The 25,116-nt window shown below is 39.1% G+C and carries 22 protein-coding genes; 7 read left to right on the top strand and 15 right to left on the bottom strand.

What is annotated here, in order from left to right; translation table 11 throughout:
• Positions 1-4: 4 nt before the first annotated feature.
• From slmA to I6F44_RS02880, 3 genes are all read left to right on the top strand, one after another.
• The gene (gene slmA, locus I6F44_RS02870) at positions 5-592 is read left to right on the top strand and encodes a nucleoid occlusion factor SlmA (protein ID WP_007581932.1); all 588 of its coding nucleotides are present in this window, start codon (positions 5-7) and stop codon (positions 590-592) included.
• A 140-nt stretch (positions 593-732) separates the two neighbouring features.
• Positions 733-3,501: a S9 family peptidase gene (locus I6F44_RS02875; protein ID WP_197173270.1), complete on the top strand. Its 2,769-nt coding sequence runs from the start codon at positions 733-735 to the stop codon at positions 3,499-3,501.
• Positions 3,502-3,752: 251 nt separating this feature from the next.
• A complete protein-coding gene (locus tag I6F44_RS02880) occupies positions 3,753-4,856 on the top strand; it encodes a GGDEF domain-containing protein (RefSeq protein WP_197111625.1) in 1,104 nt (367 codons plus the stop codon).
• Between the two features lie 2 nt (positions 4,857-4,858).
• On the opposite strand, the gene I6F44_RS02885 is transcribed toward I6F44_RS02880, so the two are convergent.
• Positions 4,859-6,043 carry an NAD(P)/FAD-dependent oxidoreductase gene (locus I6F44_RS02885; RefSeq protein WP_197173271.1) on the bottom strand — a complete coding sequence of 395 codons (1,185 nt, stop codon included), beginning with the start codon at positions 6,041-6,043 and terminating at the stop codon, positions 4,859-4,861.
• A 328-nt stretch (positions 6,044-6,371) separates the two neighbouring features.
• Between I6F44_RS02885 and I6F44_RS02890 the strand changes: the two genes are divergently transcribed.
• Positions 6,372-8,498, top strand: coding sequence for a S8 family peptidase (locus tag I6F44_RS02890; protein WP_197173272.1), 2,127 nt, complete (start codon positions 6,372-6,374; stop codon positions 8,496-8,498).
• A gap of 104 nt (positions 8,499-8,602) precedes the next feature.
• Here the strand turns inward: I6F44_RS02890 and I6F44_RS02895 are convergent, their stop codons facing one another.
• From I6F44_RS02895 to rplU, 7 genes are all read right to left on the bottom strand, one after another.
• Positions 8,603-9,076 (bottom strand): peroxiredoxin, encoded by a 474-nt coding sequence (locus tag I6F44_RS02895; RefSeq protein ID WP_007586078.1) that lies wholly within the window; start codon positions 9,074-9,076, stop codon positions 8,603-8,605.
• A 188-nt stretch (positions 9,077-9,264) separates the two neighbouring features.
• Positions 9,265-10,149: a UTP--glucose-1-phosphate uridylyltransferase GalU gene (gene galU, locus I6F44_RS02900; protein WP_007586080.1), complete on the bottom strand. Its 885-nt coding sequence runs from the start codon at positions 10,147-10,149 to the stop codon at positions 9,265-9,267.
• Positions 10,150-10,444: 295 nt separating this feature from the next.
• Entirely contained in the window at positions 10,445-10,822 is a 378-nt protein-coding gene (locus I6F44_RS02905; protein ID WP_007586082.1) for a DUF3718 domain-containing protein, read from the bottom strand.
• A 78-nt stretch (positions 10,823-10,900) separates the two neighbouring features.
• Positions 10,901-11,392: a type 3 dihydrofolate reductase gene (folA, locus tag I6F44_RS02910; RefSeq protein WP_024593608.1), complete on the bottom strand. Its 492-nt coding sequence runs from the start codon at positions 11,390-11,392 to the stop codon at positions 10,901-10,903.
• Positions 11,393-11,465: 73 nt separating this feature from the next.
• The gene (gene cgtA, locus I6F44_RS02915) at positions 11,466-12,623 is read right to left on the bottom strand and encodes an Obg family GTPase CgtA (RefSeq protein WP_007586086.1); all 1,158 of its coding nucleotides are present in this window, start codon (positions 12,621-12,623) and stop codon (positions 11,466-11,468) included.
• A 140-nt stretch (positions 12,624-12,763) separates the two neighbouring features.
• On the bottom strand, positions 12,764-13,021 hold the full coding sequence (gene rpmA, locus I6F44_RS02920) for a 50S ribosomal protein L27 (RefSeq protein ID WP_002957747.1): 258 nt from the start codon (positions 13,019-13,021) through the stop codon (positions 12,764-12,766).
• Between the two features lie 16 nt (positions 13,022-13,037).
• Complete coding sequence (rplU, locus tag I6F44_RS02925) at positions 13,038-13,349, bottom strand: 50S ribosomal protein L21 (protein WP_197173273.1); 312 nt, start codon at positions 13,347-13,349, stop codon at positions 13,038-13,040.
• 422 nt (positions 13,350-13,771) lie between these two features.
• On the opposite strand from rplU, the gene ispB reads away from it, so the two are divergent.
• Complete coding sequence (gene ispB, locus I6F44_RS02930; protein WP_010553338.1) at positions 13,772-14,743, top strand: octaprenyl diphosphate synthase; 972 nt, start codon at positions 13,772-13,774, stop codon at positions 14,741-14,743.
• Between the two features lie 86 nt (positions 14,744-14,829).
• Here ispB and mdh read toward each other — a convergent pair whose 3' ends face one another.
• Entirely contained in the window at positions 14,830-15,762 is a 933-nt protein-coding gene (gene mdh, locus I6F44_RS02935) for a malate dehydrogenase (RefSeq protein ID WP_007586102.1), read from the bottom strand.
• Positions 15,763-15,987: 225 nt separating this feature from the next.
• Between mdh and argR the strand changes: the two genes are divergently transcribed.
• Positions 15,988-16,455 carry a transcriptional regulator ArgR gene (argR, locus tag I6F44_RS02940; RefSeq protein ID WP_002957753.1) on the top strand — a complete coding sequence of 156 codons (468 nt, stop codon included), beginning with the start codon at positions 15,988-15,990 and terminating at the stop codon, positions 16,453-16,455.
• Between the two features lie 7 nt (positions 16,456-16,462).
• Here the strand turns inward: argR and I6F44_RS02945 are convergent, their stop codons facing one another.
• The 4 genes from I6F44_RS02945 to I6F44_RS02960 are packed head-to-tail and all read right to left on the bottom strand — an operon-like array spanning position 16,463 to position 21,096.
• Entirely contained in the window at positions 16,463-17,362 is a 900-nt protein-coding gene (locus tag I6F44_RS02945) for a Dyp-type peroxidase (RefSeq protein WP_024590635.1), read from the bottom strand.
• A gap of 48 nt (positions 17,363-17,410) precedes the next feature.
• Positions 17,411-18,460 carry an ABC transporter ATP-binding protein gene (locus I6F44_RS02950; protein ID WP_197173274.1) on the bottom strand — a complete coding sequence of 350 codons (1,050 nt, stop codon included), beginning with the start codon at positions 18,458-18,460 and terminating at the stop codon, positions 17,411-17,413.
• Positions 18,461-20,092, bottom strand: a complete 1,632-nt coding sequence (locus I6F44_RS02955) for an ABC transporter permease (RefSeq protein ID WP_197173275.1) — start codon at positions 20,090-20,092, stop codon at positions 18,461-18,463. It lies immediately after the preceding gene.
• Positions 20,092-21,096 carry a Fe(3+) ABC transporter substrate-binding protein gene (locus I6F44_RS02960; RefSeq protein WP_024590632.1) on the bottom strand — a complete coding sequence of 335 codons (1,005 nt, stop codon included), beginning with the start codon at positions 21,094-21,096 and terminating at the stop codon, positions 20,092-20,094. The genes I6F44_RS02955 and I6F44_RS02960 overlap by 1 nt, the downstream gene beginning before the upstream one ends.
• A 938-nt stretch (positions 21,097-22,034) precedes the next feature.
• Here I6F44_RS02960 and I6F44_RS02965 point away from each other — a divergent pair.
• Positions 22,035-22,550, top strand: coding sequence for a hypothetical protein (locus I6F44_RS02965; protein ID WP_024590631.1), 516 nt, complete (start codon positions 22,035-22,037; stop codon positions 22,548-22,550).
• Between the two features lie 10 nt (positions 22,551-22,560).
• Here the strand turns inward: I6F44_RS02965 and I6F44_RS02970 are convergent, their stop codons facing one another.
• Entirely contained in the window at positions 22,561-23,241 is a 681-nt protein-coding gene (locus I6F44_RS02970) for a tRNA-uridine aminocarboxypropyltransferase (RefSeq protein WP_024590630.1), read from the bottom strand.
• 324 nt (positions 23,242-23,565) lie between these two features.
• The gene (lpdA, locus tag I6F44_RS02975) at positions 23,566-24,990 is read right to left on the bottom strand and encodes a dihydrolipoyl dehydrogenase (protein WP_007586124.1); all 1,425 of its coding nucleotides are present in this window, start codon (positions 24,988-24,990) and stop codon (positions 23,566-23,568) included.
• Positions 24,991-25,116 lie beyond the last annotated feature (126 nt).

The raw sequence follows: 25,116 nt of genomic DNA on the forward strand, positions 1-25,116 counted from the left end.
GTTCATGCCTGCGACAAAAAGAAGTAATCGCAAAGAGCAAATACTGCAAGCACTCGCACAAATGTTAGAAACTAATTTAGGACAACGTATCACCACAGCAAAACTAGCTGCTGAGGTGGGTGTGTCTGAAGCCGCGCTATACCGTCATTTTCCGAGCAAAGCGCGTATGTTTGAGGGCTTAATTGAGTTTATTGAAGATACCCTTTTATCTCGTATAAATATTATTATTGAAAACGAAAAAGAAAGCCAAACGCGCATTTATAACATTCTATTATTACTTCTAACCTTTGCTGAAAAAAATCCAGGCATTACTCGTATTTTAACTGGCGACGCATTACAAGGTGAGCAGGAACGTTTACGCGAGCGGGTACAAAGTCTGTTTGAAAAATTAGAAACTCAGTTTAAACAAGTACTTCGTGAGCGTAAATTACGTGAAGGTAAAAACTTTCAAAGTGATGAGCTTACACTTGCAAACTTTTTACTTGCCTACGTTGAAGGCAAAATGAATCAGTTTGTACGTAGCGACTTTAAAGCAAAGCCAAGTGTTCAATTTGAAAAACAATGGCTTGAGCTACAAAAAATTTGGCTGTAATTACTGCTAAATTAATAAATTAAATACCAAAAAACGACCTACGGGTCGTTTTGTCGTATGTAGCTGCCATTTAACTGATCCGCTCGAATTATGAACCAAACTCGTTACAATGAAACAATGTCATAATACGAGAATCAATAATGAAAACAAAACTCACCTTATTAAGCACGGCACTCGTTGCCAGCTTAACTAGCACCGGCATACACGCCAAAGAATCGCTACAATTTAAAGACGTTTTTAGTTTTAAATCAGCTAAAAGCACGCAACTATCTGACAATGGTCAAGTACTCACTTTTAGTGCAACGCCGTATCGTGGAAATGCAACTGGCCAAGTTTACTCACTACAAAGCAATACTCTCATCGCAGAAGTAGAGCGCGGCACTAAGCCTCATATTAATAAAGCCGCTAACTGGGTCGCTTTTACACAAGTGCCTACCTTACTTGAAAAAGAAATAACCAAAAAAAAAGACACACTTAAAAACAATCTGGTACTCGTAAACACGCAATCAGGTGCCCAACAAAACTTTGCTGATGTAAAAGATTACACGGTATCTGATGACGGTATGTGGCTTGCTTATCGTTTAAATAAAAAAGACGATGACGCAAAAGTAGAAGATAAAACCGATAGCGCTAAAAACGAAGTAGACAACGCTATCACGCCCGATAAAAAAGATAAGAGCTATGCGCTTGTTATCGTAAATTTATCTGATAAACGCACCCATACAATAGAAAACGTATTTAGCTACGCGATTAACTCAGCCAACAGCCAGCTATTAGTGAGTCAAAGTTACAGCGATGGTAATAACAACCAAATAGCGTTAATTGAGCTAAGTGACTTTAATAGCAGCGTATTAATTGATGAACCGGGCGCAATCGCAAATAAAATAGCATGGCACCCAACTGACAATATTGCAGCGTTTACATTAGGTAACTATGTAAATGATGACACGCGCCGTCGAAGCTACAGTTTACAGCTATATAAAAACGATAAACTTTCAACAATAGCCTCACCTGATAAAACATGGACCCTAGGTAAAACAGCATCCCTTAAATGGTCAGAAAATGGCGAGCGCTTATATTTTGAAAACCATCCAAAATTAGCAGCTAAAGTAAAAGCCAAAGAATATACCGACGAAGCCTCACTATACGATTTTGACACCATTCGTGAACACAAAGGTTTAGATGTATGGCACAACAACGATGCGCAAATAAAACCGCGTGAAGAACAGCAATGGAACGAAATTAATAAAAACCGCCATTACAGCGCGGTATATCACGTTAACTCGCAAAAAGTGGTACAGCTAAGTACCACTAATATGCCTGAGGTTGCACTAAACCCTGAGCGAGATGTGTCTTTACTTGGCTCATCTAACATCCCCTACCTAGAAAAAATAATGTACGGCGGTTTTTTTGCTGATTACTTTGCAGTAAATATAAACACCGGTAAACAAACTTCCATTATTAGTAACTACTCGTTTAGGCCAAGCCTTGCACCAAATGGTGAATTTGCAGCTTATTTTAGCGATAGCCAAATACAGCTAAAAGATTTAAAAAATAATAAAGTAACACCGCTTACAAAAGCGATTCAGGCAACCTTTGCTGATGATAAACACGACTACCCATCTACTCAACCTGGTTATGGTTTTGCTGGTTGGATGACCGACAGCAGCCAAGTGCTTGCTTATAGTAAATACGATATTTGGGCATTTGACGTAAAAACGCAGCTTGCTAAACGCCTAACTAATGGTAAGCAAAGCAATACGCAGTACCGTGTTATTAAGCTTGATAAACCCCAAGTGGGCTTTAAAAAAGGCGATACATTACTTGTCTCTGCTATTAACTTACAAATTAAACAAAGCGAAGTTGCAAAGCTCGACTTAACCACTAACACAATAACTAAGGTGCTTAGCGGTAATAAACGCTTTGATATGGTTAAAAAAGCCAAAAAGGCTGACAAGTATTTATTCACCTCGCAAACTTATAACCAATTTCCTGATTACTACCAAACAGATTTTAGCTTTAGTTCACCAAAACAAGTGACCACCCTAAACCCACAAATTAGTAATTTTGCGTGGGGCGAAAAGCCAGAGCTGATAAGCTATAAAGGTTTTGATGGCGAAGACTTACAAGGCGTACTAATAAAACCAGCGGGCTATAAAAAAGGCGATAAAGTGCCTGTGGTTGTGTATTTTTATCGTTACATGAGCCAGCGTATGTTTGATTTTCCAAAAATGGAATTAAACCATCGCCCTAATTTCCCTATGTTTACCTCAAATGGCTATGCGGTATTTTTACCTGATATTCGTTTTGAAATAGGTCACCCGGGTAAATCGTCAACGCAAACCATGATAAACGCCACCCAAAAATTAATAGATTTAGGCATAGCCGACCCAGATAAAATAGGCTTACAAGGTCACTCTTGGGCAGGTTATCAAAGTGCGTTTATGATAACCCAAACAGATATGTTTAAAGCGGTTGTATCTGGCGCACCAGTATCAAACATGACAAGTGCTTACAGTGGCATACGTTTAAAATCGGGCCTTGCTCGTCAATTTCAATACGAAACAGGACAAAGCCGTATTGGCAAAAACTTATTTGAAGCACCAGAACTTTACATAGAAAACTCACCAGTATTTTTTGCAGACAAAGTTAATACGCCTATCTTAATAATGTCTGGCGACAAAGATGATGCAGTACCTTGGCATGAAAGCGTACAGTATTATTTAGCGCTACGCCGTGCAGGAAAAGACGCTACATTTTTACAATACGAAGGTGAACCACACCACTTGAAAAAGTTTCCTAATCAGGTCGATTTTTCAGTGCGTATGATGCAGTACTTTGATCATTACTTAAAAGGCAAACCAGCTGCAAAGTGGATGACACAAGGCGAGGCATTTATAGAGGAATAGATATAACATTTATTCAGAGCTCTACGTAAGCGATAACGTTGAGCTCTGCGTCAATTAAATCAAGGCGAGGCATATTACATTTAAGTAATCAGTCACTACCTAGTCCTTCATACCTTTGAAAAATGCTGTAATGCTCTTTAAACTTTTATAAACACCACCGTATATAAGCGTTTTAATCAAAGTAAAAAACTATAATAAAAGCCTAATATAAGTAATAATCACTAAATTCAGAGGTTAAAGAGTCGTTCATTATGCTAGGTTTTTGGTACAAAGAGTTTCCACAATACCCAAAAGACCATAAGGATTTTTGGCGTACTCGCTTAATAGCCCACTCTTTACTAATAACCACATGTTACTTTTTAGTTTTAACACTCCTCAATCTTTTTTATTTTGAAAGCTATGACATTGCTTTAATTGATGCATTAGGACTTACGATATCGTTAGGTATTTATACTTGGTTTAATAAAACAGCCAACGTAAATGCAGCAGCGTGGGCTGTTACCCTTATGGTCGTTAGCTTAATAATGATGTTTGTGATTTCAGTTGGTGGCCATGCCCACTCTTTATTTTGGGCCACGCTTATTCCGCCATTCACATTTTTTTTAGTTGGCAGAAATTGGGGGAGTATATTTAGTGCAGTCGCTTTTGCTATTTGTGCGTATCTTGTGTACTTACAACAACAGCAAACTGTAACAATTGGCTTAGGCTCTTTATTTAATCTTATTGAAGTAGGTCTTGCTCATATTTTGATTTTTAGATTTTACGAAAAAACACGGTTTTCGGCATACACCCGACTATCTATCCGTAACCTAGAAATTCAACACTTAGCAGAAACCGATAAGTTAACTGGGCTTTATAACAGGCAAAAGTTTGATTTTGAATTATCACAGTTAATTGCTAAAAACGACGTTTTTAAAACCCCGCATTGCTTACTTATTTGCGATATAGACCACTTCAAGAATATAAACGATACCTACGGGCATTTAGTTGGCGATAACGTACTCACTGAATTTTCTAAAATATTAAAAATTCGTATGGGAAATGATGCACTTATTGCGCGATGGGGTGGAGAAGAATTCACTATTATTTTATCGAACACCTCTTTAAATGATAGCGCTAAAAAAGCTGATGACCTGAGAAAATATATTGCCGAAAACACCATTACAAATATAGCATTTACTATAAGTATTGGGTTAGCAACGATACAAAAAGACGATACAGTGCTAAAACTATTGGAGCGGGCTGATACAGCGCTATATAAGGCTAAAAATAATGGACGCAATAAAGTATGTGTTAGCGATAACGATTCAACCGTTATCGCTCAATCAACTTACTTAAATGGGTCTATAGCCTAAACTTAAGCGTACTGCCCACAAGCAAATCCACAGCTCCAAGCATACTGGAAATTGTAGCCCCCTAACCAACCCGTTACATCGGTTACTTCACCTATAAAATATAAGCCTTTAGCTTTTTTAGCTTCAAAGGTTTTTGAGCTCAACTCGTCGGTATCTACACCGCCCAATGTTACTTCTGCTGTTCTATAACCTTCTGTGCCATTGGGTTTAATTTGCCACGCATGAATGTAATTAACTAACTCATCTATTTGGGCATGTGTAAGCTGATTAATATTACAATCTGGTATCGCTTTGCTTTCATGCAGTATTTCTATAAAGCGTTTAGGTAAAATAGTCGAAAGGCTGTTTTTTAACGACTTTTGGGCTTGTGTTTCACGCCAATCAGCAAGTTGTTGCCTTAAATCAATTTCAGGTAGCAGGTTTATAGTGACAGCCTGCCCTGCTCGCCAAAATGAGCTTATTTGCAATATTGCAGGGCCCGATAACCCTCGGTGAGTAAAGAGGATATTTTCTTTAAATACGGTGCCGTCTTCGCTTGAAACTTCACAAGGGATACTAATTCCCGAGAGCCCTTCAAAACGCTCTTTATCATGCTGATGCAAAGTAAATGGTACAAGTGCTGCCATGGTTGGTAACACGCTTAAGCCATACTGCTCTGCAATTTTATAGCCTATTGGTGTAGCCCCTAGTTTTGGCATGGTTAAGCCACCCGATGCAATAACTAACGACTCACAGCTTAATGTTTCTTGCTCTGTGGTAACGCTATAGCCGGTTTCGGTTTTTGATACGCTGATCACTTCACTGCGTAGCTTTATATTTACTCCGGCCCACTCACATTCGGTCAGTAATATATCAACAATGTCTTGTGCATTGTTATCGCAAAAAAGCTGGCCTAGTGTTTTATGGTGATACGCCAAGCCATGTCTGTCCACCAGCTCAATAAAGTCATGCTGTGTATAACGACTTAAGCATGATTTAACAAAATGAGAGTTTGTGCATAAGTAGTTATCCGGGGTTGCATTTTCATTTGTAAAATTGCAACGCCCACCACCACTTATTAAAATTTTACGACCTGGTTTTTTCCCCATATCAAGTACTGTAACGCTTCGGCCACGGTATCCAGCTTGCGCTGCACACATTAATCCTGCTGCTCCCGCACCTATTACAATTACATCTACTTGACTCATTATTTTACCCTACTAAAAAATTTTTCCGATTATAGCAAAGTTTGATAGCTAACAACGTAGCATTTAAATTATTAGCAATAACACAACAAAAACGCATCAGTAATAAGTCGGGAATAATTACCCGCACAACAAATCAATCCTTTATACTTATTTTTAATTTATATGACAAATACTAAACAACGAGTAAACCGCTAAAAACCTGAGTTATAACTAAATGAAAGAGGTACATAATAAATTGATATTTTAACCCAGTTAACAGATCATTTACTTTTGTTGCCGCATCGTGATCTTACATCACGAAATAATAAATAAAAATCTAGGGATAATTATGACAACAAGTAAAACTTTTAAAAGATGCGCAATTGCAATTACAGTTAGTACGCTTTTTGCTGCAACATCTGGCATGGCTCAATCAGTTTCAAGTTCAATGGCTGAAACGTCGGCTAAACTACAAAGCCAAGGCGGTTTCGAAACTCAGTTCATTATTAAATATAAAAATAATAACGAAATGGCGAGCCTCTCAACTGCAGACGCAAGCCCAGCCAGCATGAAAAAGCGCGCACAAAGCTTTGTTAAAAACTTCGCTTCTAAAAAAGGCAAAGTAAAAGCAAAATACGTTCGTGCAATGGCACTTAATAACCATCACGTAATGCGTGCTGATAAAAAATTAAGTGCGGCAGAGGCCCAAGAGTTTATGCAAGAAATGGTTGATTCTGGCAATGTGGAATACATTGAAGTGGATCAAATGTTAAAGCCGTTTTCAACTCCTAACGATCCACGTTTTGATGACCAATGGCACTACTACGAGCAAGCCGGTGGTTTAAACTTACCGACCGCATGGGATACCGCAACGGGTAGCGGTGTCGTTGTAGCTGTACTAGATACGGGTTACCGCCCACATGCCGATTTAAATGCTAACATTTTACCGGGTTACGATATGATCTCTAACCTATCGGTAGCTAACGATGGCGGTGGTCGCGATAGCGATGCACGTGATCCTGGTGATGCAGTTGCTGCGAATGAATGTGGCACTAACGGTGCACAAAACTCTAGCTGGCACGGCACGCACGTAGCCGGCACAGTTGCTGCGGTAACCAATAACGGTGAAGGTGTTGCAGGCGTAGCTTATAACGCAAAAGTAGTGCCTGTTCGTGTACTAGGTAAGTGTGGTGGTTTAACCTCTGATATTGCAGATGGTATTATTTGGGCATCTGGCGGAAGTGTTTCAGGCATTCCTGCTAACTCAAACCCTGCAGATGTAATAAATATGAGTTTAGGTGGCAGCGGTTCATGTAGCTCGACAACTCAAAATGCAATTAACACCGCGCGTAGTAACGGCACTGTGGTAGTTATTGCTGCAGGTAACGATAACGATAACTCAGCAAACTACAATCCAGGTAACTGTAATGGTGTAGTAAACGTAGCATCAGTAGGTCGTAATGGCGGTCGAGCTTATTACTCAAACTACGGTAGCAATATTGATGTTGCAGCACCGGGTGGGGCGCAAAGCTTTGCAAACGACTCAGAAGGTGTTCTATCAACTTATAACTCAGGTTCGTCTACACCTTCAAGCGACAGTTACGGTTATTCGCAAGGTACATCAATGGCTGCGCCTCACGTAGCAGGTGTTGCGGCACTTATTAAGCAAGCAAAACCAGATGCAACGCCTGACGAAATAGAAAGTATTTTAAAATCAACAACCCGTTCGTTCCCTGCTACATGTACTAGCTGTGGTACGGGTATTGTTGATGCAGCCGCAGCTGTTGCAGCAGCAAGTGGCGGCATCACTCCGCCTACAGGCGGTGATAGCGAGCTGATTAATGGTGAAGCTAAAACAGGTTTAAGTGGGGCTGCAAATGCACAAGCATTTTACACGATGACAGTACCAAGCGGTGCAACTAACGTAACATTCACTATGAGTGGTGGTACTGGTGATGCTGATTTATACGTACGTGCGGGCAGTAAACCTACAACTACTACCTATGACTGTCGCCCTTATAAAGGCGGTAATAGCGAAGAGTGCTCTATTGATAACCCTACAGCAGGCACTTACCACGTAATGCTTAACGGCTACTCTGCGTATTCAGCTGTGAGCTTGGTAGGTAATATTACTGGTGGTTCATCGTCTGGTGGCGGTACAGGCACTCCACAAGCTGGCGGCGGCACTATAAGCGATGTGACAGCCAATACTGGTCAGTGGAAACATTACACGTTAGATGTACCTGCAGGAATGAGTACGTTTACAGTAACAACGTCGGGTGGAAGTGGCGATGCAGACTTATTTGTAAAATATGGCAGCCAACCAACAACCACTACGTACGATTGTCGCCCTTATAAAAATGGCAACGCAGAAACATGTACATTTACCAATCCACAAGCAGGTACTTGGCACTTGAGCGTTAACGCTTATAGCACTTTCTCTGGTTTAACACTTAGCGGACAATACCAACCGTAATTTAAAGTTTGAGCCGTAAATAAAAAACCGATGTTGTTTCCAACATCGGTTTTTAAATAGTAAGTAGCTGATTAATTAAAGCTAGAACCTACACTTTATTACTGTTATAGCTTCTCTAGTACTGATTCTGCGCGGCTTACAACAAACTCTTTGTCTTGCTCTACAAATAAACCAGTTACTACTGCATTTTCAACAATCATAGCGTAACGCGTTGAACGTAAACCACCAAAACTAGCGGTATCTTTATCAAGCCCTAACGATTTAGTGAAACTTCCATCGCCATCGGCAAGCATTGTAATTTCTTGCGCGTTTTGCGAGTCGCCCCATGCTTTCATAACAAATGCGTCATTAACAGATACACAGTAAATAGCATCAACACCTTTTGCTTTAATTTTATCAGCAAGAGTAATAAATTCAGGTAAGTGTGCATTTGAACACGTTGGTGTAAATGCACCTGGCACTGCAAATAACACGACTTTTTTACCTTCAAACAACTCTTTATTTGTAAGAGATTGCATACCGTCGTCAGTTAATTGCGTTAACGTAACCGATGGTAATTCTTGGCCTTGCTCAATCATGGTGGTTCCTTTAAAAGATCAATACAGAATAAGTAACAATCATACTACGTAACCTATTACAGTGTAGGTAAAGTGTAACTAACTTAGTAACCCAGAGTAGTCTAGCAAAGGTTTATAGACCGAGTTCACTACATTTTATGAAAACTATTTTAGCTTCTATAGTTTTCATAAAATTTATTGCTCTGTAGTTAAGGTAAATTCAAATCATTTATAAAGCGAGAAAAGTCATTACCTAACTTTTTATCCCGCATGCTGTACTCTACAATTGCTTTTAAATAGCCTAACTTATCTCCGCAATCGTGAGAGCGACCACTCATATGGAATGCTTCAACAGTTTCTTGTGCCATTAATGCGTCAATAGAATCTGTAAGTTGTATTTCACCGCCAGCACCTACAGACGTTTTTGCGAGTAGAGGCCAAATATTCTTACTCAGTACATATCGCCCTACAACAGCAAGATTTGAAGGTGCTAAATCTGCATCAGGTTTTTCAACCATTGCTTTAATTGCAGCACTTTTACCTGGCATTAACTCAACACCGTTTATATCAGCAATACCATATTTACTAACGTCTTCTTTAGCTACTGGCTCAAGCATTATTTGACTTGCTTGAGTTTCTTTAAAGCGTTTAATCATGGCCGCTAAGTTTTCAGTTTTTTGGTCCGCTGTATAAGCATCAAGTATCACATCTGGCAGGAGCACTACAAAGTTATCGTCACCAACTATTGGCTTAGCACACAGAATAGCATGCCCTAGCCCTTTAGCTTCACCTTGGCGTACACTCATAATGGTGACATCAGGCGGACAAATAGAGCGAATCTCATCTAATAAAGCACGTTTAACACGTTTTTCAAGAGTAGCTTCTAGCTCGTAACTTGTATCAAAATGGTTTTCGATTGCATTTTTAGAGCTGTGTGTAACTAATACAATATCTTTAATACCGGCAGATACACATTCGCTGACAATATATTGAATTAGAGGTTTATCAACTATAGGGAGCATTTCTTTTGGAATAGCTTTTGTCATAGGGAGCATTCTCGTCCCTAAGCCTGCTACTGGAATTACAGCTTTCATATCTATCCTTAGTGATTAAGTTTGTAAATAAACTAGCAGATACAAAATAGATACCAGCTGAATAAAGTTACCTCTTTTGAAGGAGTAAATTTGAAGCTGCTTTTAAAGTGAAGACTCTACACTTTGGGAATATAAAATAGATAGGTAAATAGTGAACTTATTAATGATTTTGTTGGGGGGGGTGAGATTACATTAGCTAAATAAAAAAGCCTGAGATTGTTATTAATAACAACTTCAGACTAATCAATATTTAACAATACCTTACTGAAGGTAGAGTTATAAAACCTTTTTATAATTAAAGACCAGCGCGATCTTTAATTACTGCAATAAGTGGTGAGCTAGCAAAGTTGCCTTCAGCCCAAGCAATATCAGCACCATCTGTTAACGCACTTTTTGATAAGTTTTTAACTATATACTCACCAGTATCCACTGCATTACTAGCAACAGCATGACGTAATAAGTTATTACCATTACATTGTACTGCATCATAAATATTACGAATTTTTACACGAGAGCTTTTAAGCTTGCTGCGTAATCGGTTTTTATCGTCTGCCGCAATGTATTCACAAATAGATACTGCTAATTGATCTTCAGCATTTGCAGGTGCTGTATACGAAAAAGAACTTACAGCGACAACAGCAGTAAGTGCAACTAGCTTTGGTAATTTAAACATGACAAACCCTTTATAATACTTTGTTCTTATATAGACTATCAAATATTATATCAATCTATCAAAAATTACGCAATAATGTTAATGTTCTTTATACAAAGTTACGAATTTATAACTAGATTTGTTTTTTTCATCAGGAAGGTTTTCTTGCTCTTCTTTCACGTCCCAATTAGCAACTTTATTGTAATCAGGAAACTGTGTATCGCCTTTAATATCTAAATCAATAAAGGTTAAATACAAGCGTTCTGCTTTTGGTAAAAATTGCTCATAAATATTACCGCCACCAATAATCATTACTTCTTCAACAGCACAAACCAGTTCTAGTGCGGCCTCTGGTGTGGTTACCACTTCAATACCCTGTGCAGTATATTCGCTGTTTCGAGTAATAATAATATTACGACGCCCAGGTAAAGGACGGCCTATTGACTCAAAAGTTTTACGACCCATGATCACAGGTTTACCCGTAGTTACTTTTTTAAAATGCTGAAGATCCGCAGGTAAATGCCATGGCATTTTATTATCTAGGCCAATTACACGGTTATTTGCCATTGCTGCAATCATTGAAATTATCATAATAAACACCTAGTACTTTATTCTTAAATAAAGAAAAAGGAGCATAAGCTCCTTTTTAATAAATTCTATTTAATTAACGCTCGTAGACAACTTCTACGTCGTAATCATCTTCATCCCAGTCGTCCCAATCATCATCATTGCCTTTGCCTTTAGTGGCTTTTTCATGATAGGTATCCCACTTGAATTCAACTTCTTCATCTTCAACTTGTACAAACTTCTCTTTAGGCATGCTATCAAGTAGTGTCATTATGTTGTGGATTAAAGGTTGAGTATTAAGTTTATTAATTGCTGAAATGTGATAAATGTTTTCAGTTTCGCCCAGCTCTTCTGCAATCGCTTCGCATAGCGCTTTTGCTTCATCTTCTGGTAATAAATCTATTTTATTAAACACTAACCAGCGTGGTTTTTCAGCTAATTTAGGGCTGTATTGGTGTAGCTCGTTAATAATCGAGAATGCATTATCAACAGGGTTTGAACCATCTACCGGCATTACATCAATAATGTGCAATAACACACGACAACGCTCTAAATGCTTCAAGAAGCGAATACCTAGGCCTGCACCATCAGATGCACCTTCAATTAGACCCGGAATATCGGCTATAACAAATGATTTATTTGCTTCTGGACGTACAACACCTAAATTAGGAATAAGCGTCGTAAATGGGTAATCAGCTACTTTTGGTCTTGCTGCAGATACACTGCGGATAAACGTAGATTTACCCGCATTTGGTAATCCTAGCAAGCCCACATCAGCTAATAATAGTAACTCTAACTTTAAGTTACGTACTTCACCGGGTGTGCCCAATGTTTTTTGACGAGGTGCTCGGTTAGTACTTGATTTAAAACGTGCATTCCCCAAGCCGTGGAAACCACCTTTTGCAACCAAAATTCGTTGACCATCTTGAGTTAAGTCGCCAAGTCCCTCTTGGGTATCAACATCCATGATGCGCGTGCCTACAGGCACCATAACAAATAAGTCATCGGCTTTTCGGCCTGTACAGTTACGGCTACGACCGTTAGTACCACGTTCAGCTCTATGAAAGCGCTCAAACTGATAATCAATTAGGGTATTTAAGTTTTCATCAGCTTGTAGATAAACACTACCACCGTCTCCACCGTCACCGCCGTCTGGTCCACCATCTGGAACATATTTTTCACGACGGAAAGACACGATGCCGCTGCCACCGTCTCCAGCTTCTGCGCGAATTTCTACTTCATCTACAAACTTCATGATTACTCACTTTAGGGATTGGCTTGTTTAATAACTCTATTATATACCCAAGCCAACACAAATGCAGGCTTGGGTATATATTTTGACTGACTACAAAACAAAAAACCCCGCAAAGGCGGGGTTTTTAACTACCTTACTGATTACTCAGTTACGATAGTTACGTATTTACGGTTTAAAGGACCTTTTTGTTCAAACTGAACTTTACCATCTGCTTTTGCGAAGATAGTGTGGTCTTTACCGATACCTACGTTAGTACCAGGGTGGAAACGAGTTCCACGCTGACGAACAATGATGCTACCCGCTAGAACTGATTCGCCACCAAAACGCTTAACACCTAGGCGTTTGCTTTCTGAATCGCGACCGTTACGAGTACTACCAGCTGCTTTTTTATGTGCCATTTCTAAGTACCTCTAATTAAGCGCTAATGCTAGTGATTTTAACTTCAGTGAACCATTGACGATGGCCCATTTGCTTACGAGAATGCTTACGGCGTCTAAATTTAACAACCTTAATCTTCTCACCGCGACCATGTGAAACAACCTCAGCTGTTATCTTGCCACCGTTTACGAACGGTACACCGATCTCGATTTTCTCACCATCAGCAACTAAAAGTACTGAATCAAATTCTACTGCCACACCAGTTTCAACGTCTAATTTTTCAAGACGAATCGTTTGACCTTCAGTCACACGATGCTGTTTACCACCACTTTGGAAAACCGCGTACATAATTAACTCCGTCTGTGCACCCTCAAATCGGCGCAACTAAAATATTCTTCGATAGGGCGCGAAGTTTACGCTAACGCGAAATAACTAGCAAGCCTATTTTGTAATTAAAATGAATAAAAAGTAGCTGCTTTGAGAGCAATTCAATATTTACCCCATTTTATATTAATTAGCCCTTTTGCCAAGCGCTTTTTAACTCTTAGTCGAAATAAATTAATGTACTCAAATATGACCCTCACAGCTTAATATCTAAGCACACCATAAACTATATATTGATTATCAATTAATCAGTTATCTTGGCTAATTCAGTCTAAATTAAGTACTTTAATAGTGTTTTTTCAATCAATCGTCACAAAATATCGAGCTAGTCCATTTTTTGTTGTACAATCTGCGCCGTTCACACATAAAAATTGGCTCGGAGATCAATGGATATAAAAGCTATCCAGGCGTTAATCGAAAGCGATATGAATGACGTCAATCAACTTATACATGCGCAAATGCGCTCAGATGTGGCGTTAGTTAATCAGCTTGGTTTATATATAGTTAGCAGTGGCGGCAAACGCGTTCGTCCAATGCTCGCGATTTTAGCAGCCAAAGCGCTCGGTTATCAGGGTAAAGATCACATAACACTTGCAACAATTGTTGAGTTTATTCATACAGCAACGCTATTGCATGATGATGTTGTAGATGAATCAAACTTACGACGTGGCACACCTACAGCAAATGCTGAATTTGGTAATGCTGCTAGCGTATTGGTTGGTGACTTTATTTACACTCGTTCATTTCAGCTTATGGTTGGCCTTGGAAAAATGCAGGTTATGCAAGTACTTGCCGATGCAACAAACATTATTGCTGAAGGTGAAGTATTGCAGTTAATGAACTGCAACGACCCAGATACGACCGAAGCCAGTTATATGCAGGTTATTTACTCTAAAACAGCTAAATTGTTTGAAGCAGCGACAGGCCTTGCTGCCATTATTACTGAGCAAGACCAAACTACTCTCGATGCACTAAACCTATATGGTATGCATTTAGGTACTGCGTTTCAGCTAGTAGATGATGTACTCGATTACAATGCAGATGCTGAGCAGTTGGGTAAAAACATTGGTGATGATTTAGCTGAAGGCAAACCAACGCTTCCACTTATTTATGCTATGCAACATGGTAGCGAGCAGCAAACGCAGCTTATTCGTGATGCAATAGAGCACAGTAATGGTATGGAGCATTTAGAAGAAATTCTATCGGCACTAAAGCAAACTAATGCGCTTGAATTTACAATGCAAAAAGCAGAGCTTGAGGCTGACAAAGCTATTGCGTGTTTAGACTTTTTAGCTGAGTCTGACTATAAGCAAGCACTCATAAGCCTTGCTCGTATTGCGGTTGACCGCGACCACTAGTTTTAACTAGTTACACAGTGTGAAATTAATTCTGAGCAATAAAAAAGCCTGCAAATGCAGGCTTTTTTGTTATTCTACTTTGGCTATTACGCCATGAAATCAACACCTTCTTTGATGTCTTTTTTCAGTGTTTCAAGCATGTCATTTTTTGCTTTTGTTTCAAATGCGCTTAGTTCGCCGTAAGAAAGAATTTCTTCTACGCCGTTTTTACCTAAACGTACTGGATGTGCAAAGTACTCTGCATCGCCATTTTCAACAGCAACGTAAGCGTAATCTACAACTTCTTCACCTTGTAGGCCTTTAACTAAAGACATACAAAAACGAGCTGCAGCAGCACCCATAGATAGCGTAGCTGAACCACCGCCTGCTTTAGCATTTACAACTTCAGTACCCGCATTTTGGATACGTGGAGTAAGTGCAGCAACTTCTTCATCTGTGAAAGAAACACCTTCAACTTGAGAAAGTAGAGGAAGAATAGTTGTGCCTGAGTGACCACCAATTACTGGTACTTTTACAGTTGCTACGTCTACGCCTTTAAGTTCAGCAACAAATGCTTCTGAACGAATAACGTCAAGCGTAGTAATACCGAATACGCGTTTAGCGTCGTAAGTACCTGCTTTTTTGAATACTTCAGCAACGATTGGAACTGTGCCATTTACTGGGTTAGTAATAATACCTACTAACGCTTTAGGACAGCTAGCAACAATGCCTTCAGCTAAAGTTTTGATGATACCAGCATTTACATTAAATAAATCAGCACGATCCATACCTGGTTTACGTGGCATACCCGCTGGGATAAGAACGATGTCAGAGCCTTCAAGCGCTTTGTTTAATTCGTCTGCGCCAAAGCCTGCTACTTTAACATCTGTTGGGATGTGAGAAAGGTCAACCGCAACACCTGGTACTACTGGTGCAACATCATAAAGTGATAATTCAGAGCCAGCTGGTAAGCCTGTTTTTAATAATAAAGACAACGCTTGGCCGATACCGCCTGCAGCACCTAATACAGCAACTTTCATTGGAATTCTCCGTAATTTGAGGTAGGAAACATTTGTGGCTCTTAAGATAATGAAATTAGCGACTAAAAACAAATTTATCCTGTCTATTTCAAGTATATTTTCGACCATAGTCGTAAACTTTTGTGATTTAACGCATCAAACTGGCAAGTTAACTAAACAACTGCTGCATAATTATTCATTTTTGTGTAGAATTTGCGGCATAAATAACAAAAACGAATAAAGACTATGCAACCACAAGATAAACAAGAAGCACTGGTAAAAGCATTTAAATCACTATTAAAAGAAGAAAATTTTGGCTCTCAAGGCGAAATAGTTGATGCATTAAAAGATCAAGGCTTTGACAATATAAGCCAAAGTAAAGTATCGCGCATGTTAAGTAAATTTGGTGCTGTACGCACACGTAACGCCAAACAAGAAATGGTTTACTGCTTACCTGCTGAAATGGGTGTACCTACGGCTAAAAGCCCATTACGCCAATTAGTAATCGACATTATGCACAACGAAATGATGATCATTATTCGTACCAGTCCAGGCGCCGCTCAGCTTATCGCTCGTTTATTAGATTCATTAGGTAAAGCAGATGGCGTACTAGGAACAATTGCAGGCGACGATACTATTTTTATCGCTCCTGCTAAAATATCTGAAATAGATGTAACACTTGAACGTGTTCGCATTTTATTTGATACGGTTTAATAGCAAACTAAATTTGTTTTAAAAACCCGACTGAAGGCGCAAAGAAAGCAGAACCCATATCGGCTTGAGTAAAATCAAGCCAGTGGTCGTAACAATCCCCTTCCCCTAAACGACTATTAAGTACTTTTTCAAATGCGGTGCCCGTACAAGAGCATGTAATTGATAACATTCCCTGCTCATACACATCGCCATAAGGCATGCTCTGATTTAATAATAGCGGTTGTCCGTCTTCGTCTTTTAGCTCGCTACGTGAAGCATGGCTGGTTTCGATCGCAGGGGTAATTAGCGTGTTATCAAGGCGCGTACGTCCCATTATTTGTTCTTGCTCGCTCAATGATAAGTGCTGCCACATAGTTAAGTCATGCTTATAGCGCTGTACATGAATATAACTCCCCTGATCTTCAAAATTGCCAGGGTTACTAATTAAAGCCGTAGCGCGCTTTTTTCTTCCATGAGCTGTATCGCCACCATAAATAAAACCATTAAAATCACGACCATCTAAAAAGCGAAAATTACGAATTTGCTCCACCAGCTCAACATCGGGGGCAAATAGTTTTAAAATTTGCAGCGCAAACAAATGATTAACGTCTTCACGGTCAGAGCGAATTTGCACAAATAAATCGCACGGTTGTACGCTCATTTGATGATCGCTATGGTTTATATTAGGAAAGCTCTGTAATTCGCTTGGGATGTATTCAGGGAGGATATGCGGCCAATATTGCGCACCAATAGCAACCATACAAGAGAGCATTGATTCTGAGAACTGATCGCTAAATTCTTCTTCAATAGCGCTTACTTGTTTTAACTTTGCGCGAAGTGATTCATCTTGACCATCAAACACATTAAAAAATAAGTGCAAACCGTGTAAGTTTGCTTCAGCACAAATCCCTGATTGCGCTTGCGCCATTGTTATTCCTTAGTTTTACAGATAAAAACACAGCGAATAACAAATTAATTAAGATTCGAAAAAATTCACCGTGTGAGGTTTTATTTTTATTATAACCTGTTCATTATTTTCAAATGACTGGCCATATTGTGCAGCAACTTCAATTTCTTGTTTATCAATAACAAGTGAATAAACATACGCCGAACCAATAAAGCGACGACTTATGATTGTAGCTCGCTTGCTGAGTTTGTCACTTTGGTTATCTGCCACTAATTCTATTTGATGAGGGCGCACATATATAAGCCCTACGCTTACGTCATGCTTACTCTCAATATAAGATTCGACTAAACCAAATGGTGTTTTGTATTCAGTTGCTGTTAATACTTCTGCGCTCAAGTATATGCCTTGACCCAGAAACTCTGCAACCTCCTTTGAACATGGAGCTGCAAAAAGCTGCTCGGGCGTGCCTTGTTGCTCAATTTTACCGCGATGCATAATGGCAAGTGTATCTGAAAACGCAAACGCCTCTTCTTTTGAATGTGTAACAAACACAGCAGACACTTGAGTTGCCTTAATAATTCGACGTATATCGGCAATTAATTCAAAGCGTACTTGTGTGTCGATATTTGAAAAGGGCTCATCAAGTAGCAATAAACTAGGCTTATAAGCTAATGCACGAGCAATAGCTACACGCTGCTGTTGACCACCCGATAACTGATGCGGGAACCTCTCGGCACAGCCAATTAAATGTACCAGCTTAAGCATTTCATCAACGCGTTGCTGCTTTTGAGCTTTACTCATTTTACTAAGCCCGAATGCGATATTATTTGCTACCGTTAAATGCGGAAACAATGCATAATCTTGAAACATCATGCCGATGTTACGGTGCTCAGGCGAGACAAACGATTGCTCATCACTCACTAATTTACCGTCTATAAAAATAGACCCTTGCTTAGCTTCAATTAAACCTGCAATCGCTTTTAACGTGGTCGTTTTGCCGCACCCACTCGCTCCGAGTAGGCAAACAATTTCATCTTTACCTACTGTTAAATCTAAATTGTGGATAACCTTTGTGCCGTTATAGTGATAGCTCACGCCTTGTAAAATTAAACTACTCATTTAACTACGCTGCTCCATAGAACGATTAATAAAATACAAAGGAATAAACCCAACAATAACAATAAATAAAGCCGATATTGAAGCAAGCTCTAACTGCTCGTCACTCACATACTGAAATACATGAGTAGCTAAGCTTTCAAAATTAAACGGCCTGAGCAATAGCGCAGCCGGCAGTTCTTTCATGCACTCAATAAATACCAATAACGCAGCAGTAAGCAATCCTCTTCGCAGTAAAGGTAGGTGCACTAAACGCAGTGTTTGTCCTTGGCTTTTACCCATTGATTGGCTTGCCATATCAAGTGATGGGCTAATACGTAAAAAACTCGACTCAATTGCTCCGTGTGCAATGGCGTAAAACCTAACAATATAAGCAATAATAATAGTAAGAATGCTACCTGTAAGCAGTAAGCCAATATCTAAATTATACGGCTCGAGCGCTTTGTTGATGGTGTTCTCTAACAATGTAAGAGGTAACAAGACCGCAATAGCGAGTACTGTGCCAGGCAACGCATAGCCTGTGCTTGCTAAACGCCCAGGAATAAGCGGATACGTTTGCTTTGCCACACGCTGATAAAAAACCACAAAAACACTCAATGTAATGGTTATAACACTTACAACCCCAGCCACTTTTAAACTTTGCCAAGCGTAACTAAAAAACTCTACATTCCATGCTTTATCAAAGTAGGTAATGGCGTAATTTATAAGTACTGCAATAGGAATTACAAACGCGATAAATAAAATAAAGCTGCAAAATGCCGTTGCGAGCCAAGCTGACTTTCCTTTTAATACATAGAGAGATTCGCTATTTACACTTGATTGGCGCTCAAATACCGCTTGGTTACGACGACTAAAGCGCTCTGCCATTAATGCTAAAAATAACAGTAATAACATCACACCCGATATTTTAGCTGCCGCTGTAAGTGAGTAATAACCAAACCACGTATCGTATACGGCAGTCGTTAATGTACTTACGGCAAAATAACTCACTGTTGCAAAGTCAGCCATGGTTTCCATACTTATAAGCGCAAGAGCCGCCACAATAGCCCCACGAGAGAGTACTAAGCTTACTTTAAAGAAACTTTGCCAAGGAGATAATCCCATTAACTGGCTAGCTTGTACTAATTTGAATGACTGCTCGCGAAGAGCCGTTTTAAAAATCAAAAATAAATACGGATAAAGCACCAAGGCAATCATAACGATGGCGCCGGGTAATGTACGTATATCAAAAAACCAATAGTCATTAGGCGATTGCCAACCAAACCATTCTCTCAGCGCTATTTGCACCGGGCCCGCATAATCTAATAAATCAGTGTATACATAGGCAATAATATAGGTGGGCATAGCAAGGGGCAGCATAAGTGCCCATTCAAACTGTTTTTTACCCGGGAAACTACAGTAAGCCGTTAGCCATCCAAGTGGCAAAGCTATGGCGCAGCTAAGGACGCAAACACCTAAAACAAGCAATACGGTATTGGTTATGTAATCCCAAAGCACGGTATCCCACAGGTGAGAAAACACCTCAGAGCTACCTTGTAGAGATTCAAAAAGAAGAAAAAACAACGGGGCCGATAGAATTAAGCCAGTCGACCACGCAAAGAGCTGCCATTTAGACAGCTTAAATTTATTAGTCATTAAAGATCGAACTTCACCTCATCAATTAGCTTAAGCGCTAACGGACGATATTTACTAATCTCATCAAGTGGCAAGCTGTCTTCTTTAAAACTCCCCCAAGACGCAACCAAACTTGATAGTTCAACACCCGACTTAACTGGATACTCCATATTTAATGAGGCATACATGTTTTGTGCTTTGCTGTCGGTCATATATTCTATGAGCTTTAATGCATTTTCAGGGTTTTTAGCATATTTGGTAATAACCGCACCCGAAACATTTATGTGTGAGCCACGATTAGTTTGATTCGGAAAGTTAATATTTACGGCCTCAGCCCAACCTTTTTGTTCTTTATCTTCTAGCATTTTACCAAGGTAGTAACTATTACCTAATGCCAAGTTACATAAACCTTCTTTAACGGCTTTAACTTGAGCACGATCGTTACCTTGAGGTTTACGTGCTAAATTAGCCTTAACACCTTCAAGCCACTCTTTGGTTTGCGCTTCACCATGGTGTGCAATCATAGAAGCCACTAAACCTAAGTTATATGGATGTTTGCCAGAGCGCGTACAAATTTGTCCTTTGTATTTAGGATCTGCTAAATCTTCATAAGTGAGCTTAGGTAACGCACCAATTCGCTCTTTTGATGAATACACATTACGAACTCGCTTAGTAAGCGCGACCCATTGGCCATCACCGTCACGAAAAGCTGCAGGCACGTTATTATTTACACTGTCACTTTTTATAGTTTGTGTTAATTTTAAATCTTCTAATTGAATAAGCGCACTAAAATTAGAGGTTAATACTAAATCGGCTTTACTATGTTTACCTTCACGTTTAACACGCTCAATTAACCCTTTTTTAGCAAAAACAACATTGGTTTTTATTCCCGTTTGTTTTGTAAAATCTTCTAAAATTGGCTGAATCAAAAACGGCTGACGAAAAGAATAGATATTAACAACGTCACTTGCAAAGGCTGGTGCCGATGCTGCTAATCCTAAAACAAGTGTAAATACTGTCTTCATTATTTCACCTAAATAATTGTTATTATCATCGAATTCTACCGCGCTCATTCAAAAAGTGCACACTTTAAATAAATGTAAATATGTAAATAACGCCCAAAAAGGAAATGCAGTGTAAGAGATGTCTCACGGATGTGACAGCTAATGAGTAAAAATCAAGATAAAAAACACACAAAAATAACCTAACAACCTGTATTAATTGAACTTTTACATTATTACTATTGCATAAATACTAATTGAACGTAGTTTTATCCCTATTTTAGTTGCTCTATTGCACTATAATTTACGCATCAACCAAGCAATGACGCTTATTGAGTAAAAGGAAATGGACTGCTTACTCAACCAACCAATGATTAGGTTACCAGGACAACACGGATTTTAGGACAGGCTCAGGATGAGTATCACAACGCAATGTTGTAAAAAGGACAGCGTCAGGAAGATGCGAAAAGGATAACAACACGGCTAAGTTGTTTAACAGGATGTTTAAGGAATAAATGGACAGGCCTTTTAAGGCAACACAAGGGATTGGTTAAAATAGGGATACACTAGGAAGTGTAATTAAGGATTTGGTAATAGTATTTACCCTACAGGATGTTTAGGAATTTAAGGATACAGGCCCGGATGGTCTACATTACATAGAACTAAAAAGTAATATAGTAATAAACATGGATTAGTAAAAATTGGAGTTGATTAAGTTCAATTGCAGGATGCAGAAAATTAGAAGATTCCGCAAGCGCGCCTAGAGATAGAGCGCGCTTTTCTTTGCCTAAAATTTGGGTTTAGTAAAGCTCTAAGCAACTACCACTAACTTTTGCAGGGTAATACTGCATCCCAGTTAATCAATATTAATACTTTCAAATACTTTATTAATATTTTAAATTTCGCTAAGTTTTTCATTAATTGCGCCGATAACTAAGTAATGCAAGGATCATAAATACTCAATGGATATGAATTTTAAAACGCCGCAAAGCAATACCTTTTTATGTAAAGTATCAGACGCAAGTACAGCAAAACCAATTGGTGTTTTTAGTGCCCAAACTCCCAACGAAAATCCGTATAAAGCTTTATTTAGCCCCAAAGGTTATAACTTTTTAAATATGCCAATGAGTGAGTTTAAAAACATACTTAACGTAATTATCCAGTTAGAAAGCGATATTTCTATTAGTAAATGGGGTGAGGGTTCTCGACCTGATGAATTTAGTTATCAGCTTAATAGAATAGCAAACGCTATTGCGACTACTCACTTTAAGGGAAAAACCGATATTAGCTGTTACTTTTTAAAGCGAGTTGAAGAGGCTAAGGATATGATTGGTGAGGACTGCACCTCGTTTATTCAGGCTCACAATAGCGTAAGCCAATTATATAATACGGTTTTACAATTAACATCTGAGGAAGGCTTCAGAGCAATTCAAAATAAAGCACTTGCTCACTTAAAAGAGCAGCAAGCTTTCGCTTAACTGCGTAAAACTACTCTTCTAGCGGTCGGCCTTTATTGCGCTTACCAAGCAAATACGCATCACGAAACTTAATAAAATGCTGTTCTAATTTAGAAGATGCATCCATTTCTCCCGCAAGCGCTAGCACCATAATAGCCACTTCAGCAGTGCCTAGTTGATGCGCATGAGGGGCAACACGTAATCGATAATCAGATAGTTTATCAGCAGTAACAGAAAGTACAGGCAAGTTATCTAAGTATGGGCTTTTGCGAATCATTTTTTTAGCTTCACGCCAGGTACCATCTAAAAATATAAATAGCGGTTTTTTACCCTCTTCAATACTTATTTCGGTAATGGCCCTGCCCTCTTCTACATCTTCAGCAGGGAATACTACCATTGGCTGATATTGTGAATCGCTTATCAAAGCTAAAAGAGCGGGGTTTGGGTCTGTTCTATCCCATCTAAATGCGTGGTTATCTGGCACTATTTCAGCAATTAAGCGCCCAGTATTAGAAGGTTTAAAACTTTCATTGTGATACATTAATAAGCACACAGCTGCTTTACAATCTGCATGCTCAACACCTTTACAAATACAGTAGTGCTTAGCTATTAAGCATTGCTCACAGCGATCTAATTTACCGCCTCGAGCATTAAACTCTCGACGGGATTCACTTATTTGTTGAGCGCGTAATGCTAAAACTGAGTTTTTCACTGTATTTACCTTCAATTAATTAAGCGCGCATTGTAACGACTTATCGCTATTTAATCTTATATTTATAGCCATACCAACCTGCATAAATCTTTGATCAATTTAACGAATTAAATTGCACTATAACTTCGTTAAAAATTTTTTATTTAGAACAACTAGATACAAAAACTTTTGCCTAGTTCTAGCGTAATTTTCTTAACGTTAAATAGACCCCATATATAAGCAGATTGGTATCATTGAATTAATTCAACATCTCTTAAATTAAAAACCAGACATAAAAAAACCCAACCGAAGTTGGGTTTTTCAAACAAATGCTAAAAAGTTAAATTACTTCTTTTTAACTGCTTTTTTGTTTGGTAAGTCAGTGATCGAACCTTCAAAAATTTCAGCTGCAAGGCCGATTGATTCATTCAATGTAGGGTGAGCATGAATAGTAAGCGCTAAGTCTTCACCATCAGCACCCATTTCAATACCTAAACCGATTTCGCCAAGCATTTCGCCCGCGTTAATACCGATCATAGCACCACCGATTATACGGCCACTTTCTTTATCAAAAATAAGTTTAGTAGAACCTTCAGTACGAGATGATGCAATAGCACGGCCAGATGCTGCCCACGGGAATACCGCAGTTTCAATTTTTAGGCCTTGCTCTTTTGCTTCTTTCTCAGTAACACCTACCCAAGCGATTTCTGGGTCAGTATACGCAATCGAAGGAATACATTTAGGGTCGAAGAAATGCTTCTGACCAGAAATAACTTCTGCAGCAACATGACCTTCATGAACCGCTTTATGCGCAAGCATAGGCTGGCCAACTAAGTCACCAATTGCAAAAATATGGCTTACGTTAGTACGTAATTGCTTATCAACATTAATAAAGCCACGCTCATCAACGTTTACGCCCGCTTTTTCAGCATCAAGTAAGTTACCGTTTGGAGTACGGCCAACTGCAACAAGCACTTTGTCGTAACGTACAGGTTCTGCTGGTGCGTTTTTACCTTCAAACGTTACGTATAAGCCATCTTTTTTAGCTTCAACACCAACAACTTTAGTTGAAAGCATTACGTTGAATTTTTTGCTTACGTATTTTTGGTAAATTTTGATAATGTCTTTATCAGCTGCTGGAACTAATTGGTCAGCAAATTCTACAACATCAATTGCAGAACCTAGTGCACGGTAAACCGTCCCCATTTCAAGACCGATAATACCACCACCAAGTACAAGTAGTTTTTCTGGTACATCTTTAAGCTCTAGCGCGCCAGTTGAATCAATTACACGGTCATCTTGTGGGATGAAAGGTAAGTTAACTGGTTTAGAACCTGCTGCAATAATCGCGTTATCAAACGTGATAGTTGTAGAGTCTTTCTCGCCTTCAACTACTAAAGTATTGCTGCCAGTGAATTTGCCGTAACCAGATACAACTTTCACTTTACGCATTTTAGCCATGCCCTCTAGTCCACCAGTTAACTGGCCAACTACAGAATCTTTCCAAGTACGAACTTGGTCAAGATCGATCTTTGGTGCGCCAAAAGTAACACCATGAGATGACATTTCAGCTGCATCATCAATCACTTTAGCTACGTGTAAAAGTGCTTTTGAAGGAATACAACCAACATTAAGACATACGCCGCCTAATGTTTCACGAGATTCTACCAATGTAACTTCTAAGCCCAAGTCAGCAGCGCGGAATGCCGCAGAGTAACCACCAGGACCACCGCCTAGTACAACAACTTGAGTTTTTAATTCGTTGCTCATGCTATTACCTTAATTGTTTGAACGGGACACTGCCCTAAAGTTTAACTGCCATGTTTCTGCAAGGCAGAAAGTGAGAGCAGATCACAAATTTGTGCAAAGATTGTATCATTGCAAATGGTAAAAATC

The organism is Pseudoalteromonas sp. NZS11_1 (genome assembly GCF_015864275.1).
Taxonomy (GTDB): domain Bacteria; phylum Pseudomonadota; class Gammaproteobacteria; order Enterobacterales; family Alteromonadaceae; genus Pseudoalteromonas; species Pseudoalteromonas arctica.